A 6,257-nucleotide genomic window follows, 5' to 3' on the forward strand; every position below is an offset into this window, starting at 1 on the left:
AGTCTTTTCTTTTTGATTTTTTTAGCGAACGTTTTCAAAAAGTATAAAATTATGGTATAATCTTACAGTTAAGGTATTCATAGGATACCTAAAAGGAGGAAGAGAGATGCAAAATTATTCAGAAGAAGGATTACAATATCATTTAAACATTCGCAAAGGAGATGTAGGTAAATACGTTATTTTACCAGGAGACCCTAAACGTTGTGCGAAAATTGCAGAGCATTTTGAAGATGCAAAATTAGTTGCAGATAACCGTGAATATGTCACATATACAGGATACTTAGATGGAGAAAAAGTTAGTGTGACTTCAACAGGGATTGGTGGACCATCAGCTTCTATCGCTTTAGAAGAATTAGTAAGAAGTGGTGCAGACACATTTGTTCGTGTTGGAACTTGTGGAGGAATTGATATCGATGTAAAAGGTGGCGATATCGTGATTGCTACAGGTGCAATTCGTACAGAAGGAACAACTCGTGAATATGCGCCAATCGAGTTCCCAGCCGTTGCGAACTATGATGTTGTAACAGCATTATTACAAGCTGGTAAAACATTAGGGTATACAACTCATGCTGGAATTGTTCAATGTAAAGATTCATTCTATGGTCAACATGAACCAGAAGTAATGCCAGTAAGCTATGAATTACAACAAAAATGGGAAGCTTGGAAACGTCTAAAAGTAAAAGCTTCAGAAATGGAATCAGCAGCTTTATTTGTAGTAGCTAGTCATTTAGGAGTAAGAGTTGGTTCAACATTCTTAGTAGTAGGAAATCAAGAAAGAAATGCTGCAGGCTTAGAAAATCCAATCGTTCATGATACAGAAGCAGCAATTACAGTTGCTGTACAAGCTTTACGTAACTTAATTGCACAAGACCGTCAAAACGCATAAGGATAGGTGAATCAAATGGAATTAAAAGAAATTTTAGCAACCGTCGATCATACCTTATTAACACAAAATGCAACATGGGAAGAAATTCAACAAATTTTAGATGATGCGATTCATTATGGTACAGCTTCAGCTTGTATTCCTGCTAGTTATGTCAAACAAGCAGCAGCATATGTTGACGGTAAATTACCGATTTGTACAGTTATTGGATTCCCTAATGGATATTCAACAACAAGTGTAAAAGTTTTTGAAACAAAAGATGCAGTTGCTAATGGCGCAAGTGAGATCGATATGGTCATCAATATTACAGATGTAAAAAATAAACGCTTCGACTTAGTAGAAGAAGAAATTCGTCAAATTCATGAAGCTTGTCAAGGACGAATCTTGAAAGTCATTGTCGAGATTTGTTTATTAACGATAGAAGAATTAATTGAATTGTGTAAAGTAGTGACACGTGCAGGGGCAGAGTATATTAAAACATCAACTGGATTTTCAACAGGTGGTGCTACATTTGAAGCAGTAGCTTTAATGAAAGAACATGTAGGTCCTTCTGTGAAAATTAAAGCTGCAGGTGGCATTTCTAGCTTAGATGATGCAGAAAAATTCATCTCATTAGGTGCGAGCCGTTTAGGTACAAGCCGTATTGTAAAAATTGTTAAAAATCAAGCAGTTGAAGAAAATAGCTATTAGAAATTTAATCAAAGAATATAGGTTAAATCCTGTGAGTAAGAAATTACTTGCAGGATTTTTTGTGTTATAAGGGTATTGAAAATAGAAAAAGAAAAGAGTAGAATGGGGTAAAGTTTAGGTACACCTAAAAATAGGAGTTGATAGAATGGGAGAATTATTTGAAAATAAAGTTTCTAAAACGATGCTAATGACACTACAAGCAAAAGCTTTAGAAGGTTCGCAAAAGAATCGGTTGTTTATTGATCAAAAAGCCGAAGAAATGATGAAGCAAGTTCCTTCAATGGTAAAGATTTCTTTTTTTGATCGAATTGGAGTTTGTTTAAGAACGAAATATTTTGATGATTGCTGCAAGAATTTTATTGAGAGTCATAAACATCCCGTCATTGTACAATTAGGTTGTGGTTTAGATGATAGGCAAGGAAGAATTGGAGCAGAAGATATTCCATTTTTTAGTGTAGACTTTTTAGATGTCATTACATTAAGACAAGAGTTTTTTGAAGAAACAACTACTTCACAGATGATTGCTGACTCGATATTAGATGATAAATGGATTCAAATAGTTAAAGAACAATATCCAAAGGGAGATTACTTATTCATTATTGAAGGCGTGTTAATGTACTTTAACACAAATGATGTAAAGGAATTAGCAACAAACTTAGAGAGAGAATTTCATCAATATGAATGTTATTTTGATACATTACAACATCATATGATTGCAACTAAAAATAAACAAAAAGAATTTAGAGAACATGGGGTTAAAATGTATTGGGGACTTTCTTCTAAAGAAGAATTGTTTGATTTATTTGGTAAATATGCAGAATTATTGAGTTTTGATTATACAATGGCACAATATCCAAATCGATGGAAAGTAGCGCATCGTATCGTTTCATTTATCCCATTTATCCAAAAAGCCGCAATCTTGATTCAGATTCGAATTTCTAGATAGAATTGTTTTAATAAGTTTTTATAGTAGTAAGAAACATAAAAGCCACAGCAAATCTGTGGCTTTTAGACATGAGACCGTAGGTCTACTACTATAAATAATGTATGAATATGTTTTATAGCTCCTCAGCTTTATAGATTGTATATCCTTCGTAATAATAACTATAATCAATTCCTTTCATATAAAGAACTCGATTATGAATATCATTCGTTAAAGCTTGTTTTAACAGATGCTTAATTTCGACATCCTTAATAGGGCTTCTTTCCATAGCGAGTAAATAATCTTCCTTATCTACCTTACTCCAGTCAATGACTTGTTGTAATTCCTTCTTTAATAATAAATCCAACCAAATTCTAGCACTTCTACCATTGCCTTCACGAAATGGATGAGCAATATTCATCTCAATATATTTTTCAATAATTTCATCAAAGGTTGATTGGGGCATTTTTTCAATATTTTTTAAAGCTTCTTCTAAATACATGACAGACGCAAATCGAAAATGTCCTTTTGCCATATTGACTGTACGTATTTTTCCAGCAAAATCATAGATATCTTCGAATAAATAAGCGTGAATGGCGGAAAGCATTTTGTAAGAACCAACTTCATATTGATCCAGTAAATGATTTTCGAATAATTCAATGGCTTTTTTCTTACTCATCTTCTCTTCAATTCTGGCAAGTTTTACAGAATCAGTTAAATGCAGTTTGTTTTCTAAAACCATAAATCCTTCCTTATCCTTTCTTTGCCAACAGTGTCGCAAATCTGAAGCGTAGACGATTGCCGTTTTCGTCTGTTTTGTGGAGTTCTCCAAAGTCTTCATTATATTTTAAAATTTCCCACCCGGCATAATAATTTAGTAATTCGTCCTCTTTAAAAGTAAATGGAAAATTCACAGGACAAGGTGCATCTTCAGTAGACATAGCAGCTACAATTAGATTATAGCCACCAGAAGCTGTGTGAGATTGCATATTCTCAATAACATCTGGAATGACTTCCTCATGTAAGAACATCAATACAACCGTTGATACAATCCAATCATATTGTCCGCCAGGAATATCGGCACATTCAATATCATATGGCTCAACTTCAAGTGAAAGTCCTTCTTGAGCAGCTACTTCTTGTAATTTTTGTAAGCTTGGAACATTCCAATCCAATGAAGTGACGTCATAGCCTAATGAAGCAAGGTATAAACTATTACGACCTTCTCCACTTCCTAAGTCAAGTACACGTCCTTTTGGAATCAGCGGTTGAGCAGCTAATACTTCAGAGTGAGTCTTAGTATAGCCATATTTTTTAGAAAAATAATCTTCCTTTTTACAGAAAAATTCTAAATAGCATTCGATATCGTCACTTGCTTTAGCAATTCGATGCCACTGTTGTGGTTCCACCAAGGGAATAGGAGTAGTCGCATTTAGTAGTACAGTATCACTAACACTTCCATCTTCATTTAAAAATTCAAACGTAATTTCTCCTTTTAAAATATTCAGTTGAGCCCAAGTTCCTACCTTTGTATTATGCATTTTTTTAAACGGTTCAGGCAAAGTTTCCGCCGTCCATAGGGGCATTTTTTTATAAGAAATTAAATTGTTCATGTATATCACCTCGTAAGTTCATTGTAGAAAAAAGAAGAGGGATATGCAAGGGAAAGTATATAGGTAAAACTTATAACAAGTGATAGTAATCTAGAAATTGACTGTAACAGAGTTTGTTGGTATCCTAGTTTCATAGTCATAACGCACTGTGACAAGGAGAGTAAAAGTGTATCTATTTTAGAGAGTCTCGGTTTGGTGAAAAGAGATAATAGTTGAAGCTTTGAAGATGGCCTTTGAGTGCTAATCGTTGAATCATTAAACGATTACGGGAAAGCCCGATATAGCTTTTCAGTTTAAATGAACTGATTAAGGCAGAATTTGTGAGAATTCTGTAAATAAAGGTGGTAACACGAGAGAACTCGTCCTTTGGTTGGTGAGTAAAACCAAAGAGCGGGCTTTTTATTTGCTTGAAAGGAGAAACGAATGATTGAATTAAAAAATATTGATGTAACATTTCAGCAATCAGGAAAAACTGTTGAAGCTGTAAAGCAAGTAAACATTACAATCGAAGATGGCGATATTTACGGAATTATCGGTTATAGTGGAGCTGGAAAAAGTACATTAGTACGTACCATCAATTTATTACAACGTCCAACAAATGGAACAGTAACTGTTTCAGGAGTAGAGTTAACGAGTTTAAAAGAGGCTCAATTAAGAGATGCTCGTAAAAAAATCGGAATGATTTTCCAACATTTCAATTTGATGAATACTTTATCTGTATTTGAGAATGTTGCCTTTCCATTAAAACGCTCAGGATTATCTAAAGCGGAAATTAAGGAAAAAGTTGAGTCACTTCTACACTTAGTAGGATTGGAAGACAAAATTACAAGTTACCCAAGACAATTATCTGGGGGACAAAAACAAAGGGTTGCGATTGCGAGAGCATTAGCGAATGATCCAGATGTTCTATTATGTGACGAAGCGACAAGTGCATTAGACCCAAAAACAACCGAATCTATTTTAGAACTTTTGAAAAAAGTAAATGAACAGTTAGGCATTACAATCGTGATTATCACTCACGAAATGCAAGTTGTAAAAGAGATTTGTAATAAAGTTGCCGTAATGGAACAAGGTTTAATTATTGAACAAGGATCAGTATTAGAAATCTTTACAAATCCACAAAAACCATTAACAAAAGATTTCATTGATACAGCAACACATATTAACAAAGGAATTGAAACAGTTCTACAACATGAACATTTACTAAACTTAAATCCAGGAGATGTTCTTGCAAAAATTTCATTTGTAGGTGCTTCTACAGGAGAACCGCTAATTACGAAATTATCGACTCAATTCCAAGTAGCAGCGAATATTTTATTTGCTAATGTAGAAGTCATTCAAGAGACTGCAGTTGGAACTTTACTAGTAGGTTTATCTGGTGAAGCTGAAAAAATTCAACAAGCCATCGAATATATTCACCAATCAGGTGTTCAAACAGAAATTCTAGATGAACCAAAGGAGGTTGAATAAGATGAACTTACACCAATTATTTCCAAATATTGATGCTCGTGTCACTCAAGAAATTATTAAAAGTACCATTGATACTTTAATCATGGTCGGACTTACAGGATTAATTGCTGGAGTATTAGGAATTGCACTAGGAGTTGTTTTAGTCGTTACTCGCGAAGGCAATATTTTAGAAAATAAAATTTTGTATGCGACTTTAGATAAAATCGTGAACTTATTCCGTTCGATTCCATTTATCATTTTAGCGATGTTATTAATCCCATTAACAAGATTCATTGTCGGAACTACAATTGGAATTCCTGGTGCGATTGTTCCACTAGTCATTGCGACTGTTCCATTCTTCTCACGACAAGTACAATTAGCTTTGTTAGAAGTGGATAAAGGAGTGATTGAAGCTTCAATCGCTATGGGATGTACACCATTGGAAATTATTTTCCGTGTGTACTTAAAAGAAGGATTGCCAAGTTTAATTCGTGCTTCTTCTCTAACAACAATCAGCTTAATTGGGTTAACAACAATGGCTGGTGCGTTTGGAGCTGGGGGAATTGGTAACTTAGCAATTTCAAGAGGATACAATCGATTCCAAGGAGACGTAATCGTAGTAGCAACGATTATTATGTTGATTATCGTATTTATCAGCCAAGCAATCGGTGACTTCCTAGAAAAAAGAGCTACGAAATAA

Annotated in this window: 7 protein-coding genes and 1 other annotated feature; of the genes, 5 read left to right on the top strand and 2 right to left on the bottom strand. The window is 34.2% G+C overall.

Features of this window, described 5'->3' with window-relative positions:
• Nucleotides 1-106: 106 nt before the first annotated feature.
• The 3 genes from udp to RWZ86_RS07995 all read left to right on the top strand — a co-directional run bounded on the left by udp (nt 107) and on the right by RWZ86_RS07995 (nt 2,519).
• Entirely contained in the window at nt 107-886 is a 780-nt protein-coding gene (udp, locus tag RWZ86_RS07985; protein ID WP_314681239.1) for a uridine phosphorylase, read from the top strand.
• 15 nt (nt 887-901) lie between these two features.
• The gene (gene deoC, locus RWZ86_RS07990) at nt 902-1,573 is read left to right on the top strand and encodes a deoxyribose-phosphate aldolase (RefSeq protein ID WP_314681242.1); all 672 of its coding nucleotides are present in this window, start codon (nt 902-904) and stop codon (nt 1,571-1,573) included.
• A gap of 145 nt (nt 1,574-1,718) precedes the next feature.
• A complete protein-coding gene (locus RWZ86_RS07995; protein WP_314681244.1) occupies nt 1,719-2,519 on the top strand; it encodes a class I SAM-dependent methyltransferase in 801 nt (266 codons plus the stop codon).
• A 112-nt stretch (nt 2,520-2,631) separates the two neighbouring features.
• Here the strand turns inward: RWZ86_RS07995 and fic are convergent, their stop codons facing one another.
• Nucleotides 2,632-3,237, bottom strand: coding sequence for a protein adenylyltransferase Fic (gene fic / locus RWZ86_RS08000; protein WP_314681247.1), 606 nt, complete (start codon nt 3,235-3,237; stop codon nt 2,632-2,634).
• 10 nt (nt 3,238-3,247) lie between these two features.
• On the bottom strand, nt 3,248-4,108 hold the full coding sequence (tehB, locus tag RWZ86_RS08005; protein WP_314681250.1) for an SAM-dependent methyltransferase TehB: 861 nt from the start codon (nt 4,106-4,108) through the stop codon (nt 3,248-3,250).
• Nucleotides 4,109-4,247: 139 nt separating this feature from the next.
• Nucleotides 4,248-4,478 (top strand) — a binding site (T-box leader).
• A gap of 53 nt (nt 4,479-4,531) precedes the next feature.
• Here tehB and RWZ86_RS08010 point away from each other — a divergent pair.
• Nucleotides 4,532-5,578, top strand: coding sequence for an ATP-binding cassette domain-containing protein (locus tag RWZ86_RS08010; protein WP_314681252.1), 1,047 nt, complete (start codon nt 4,532-4,534; stop codon nt 5,576-5,578).
• Between the two features lies 1 nt (nt 5,579).
• Entirely contained in the window at nt 5,580-6,257 is a 678-nt protein-coding gene (locus tag RWZ86_RS08015) for a methionine ABC transporter permease (protein ID WP_314681254.1), read from the top strand.

Source organism: uncultured Granulicatella sp. (assembly GCF_963545075.1).
GTDB lineage: Bacteria > Bacillota > Bacilli > Lactobacillales > Aerococcaceae > Granulicatella.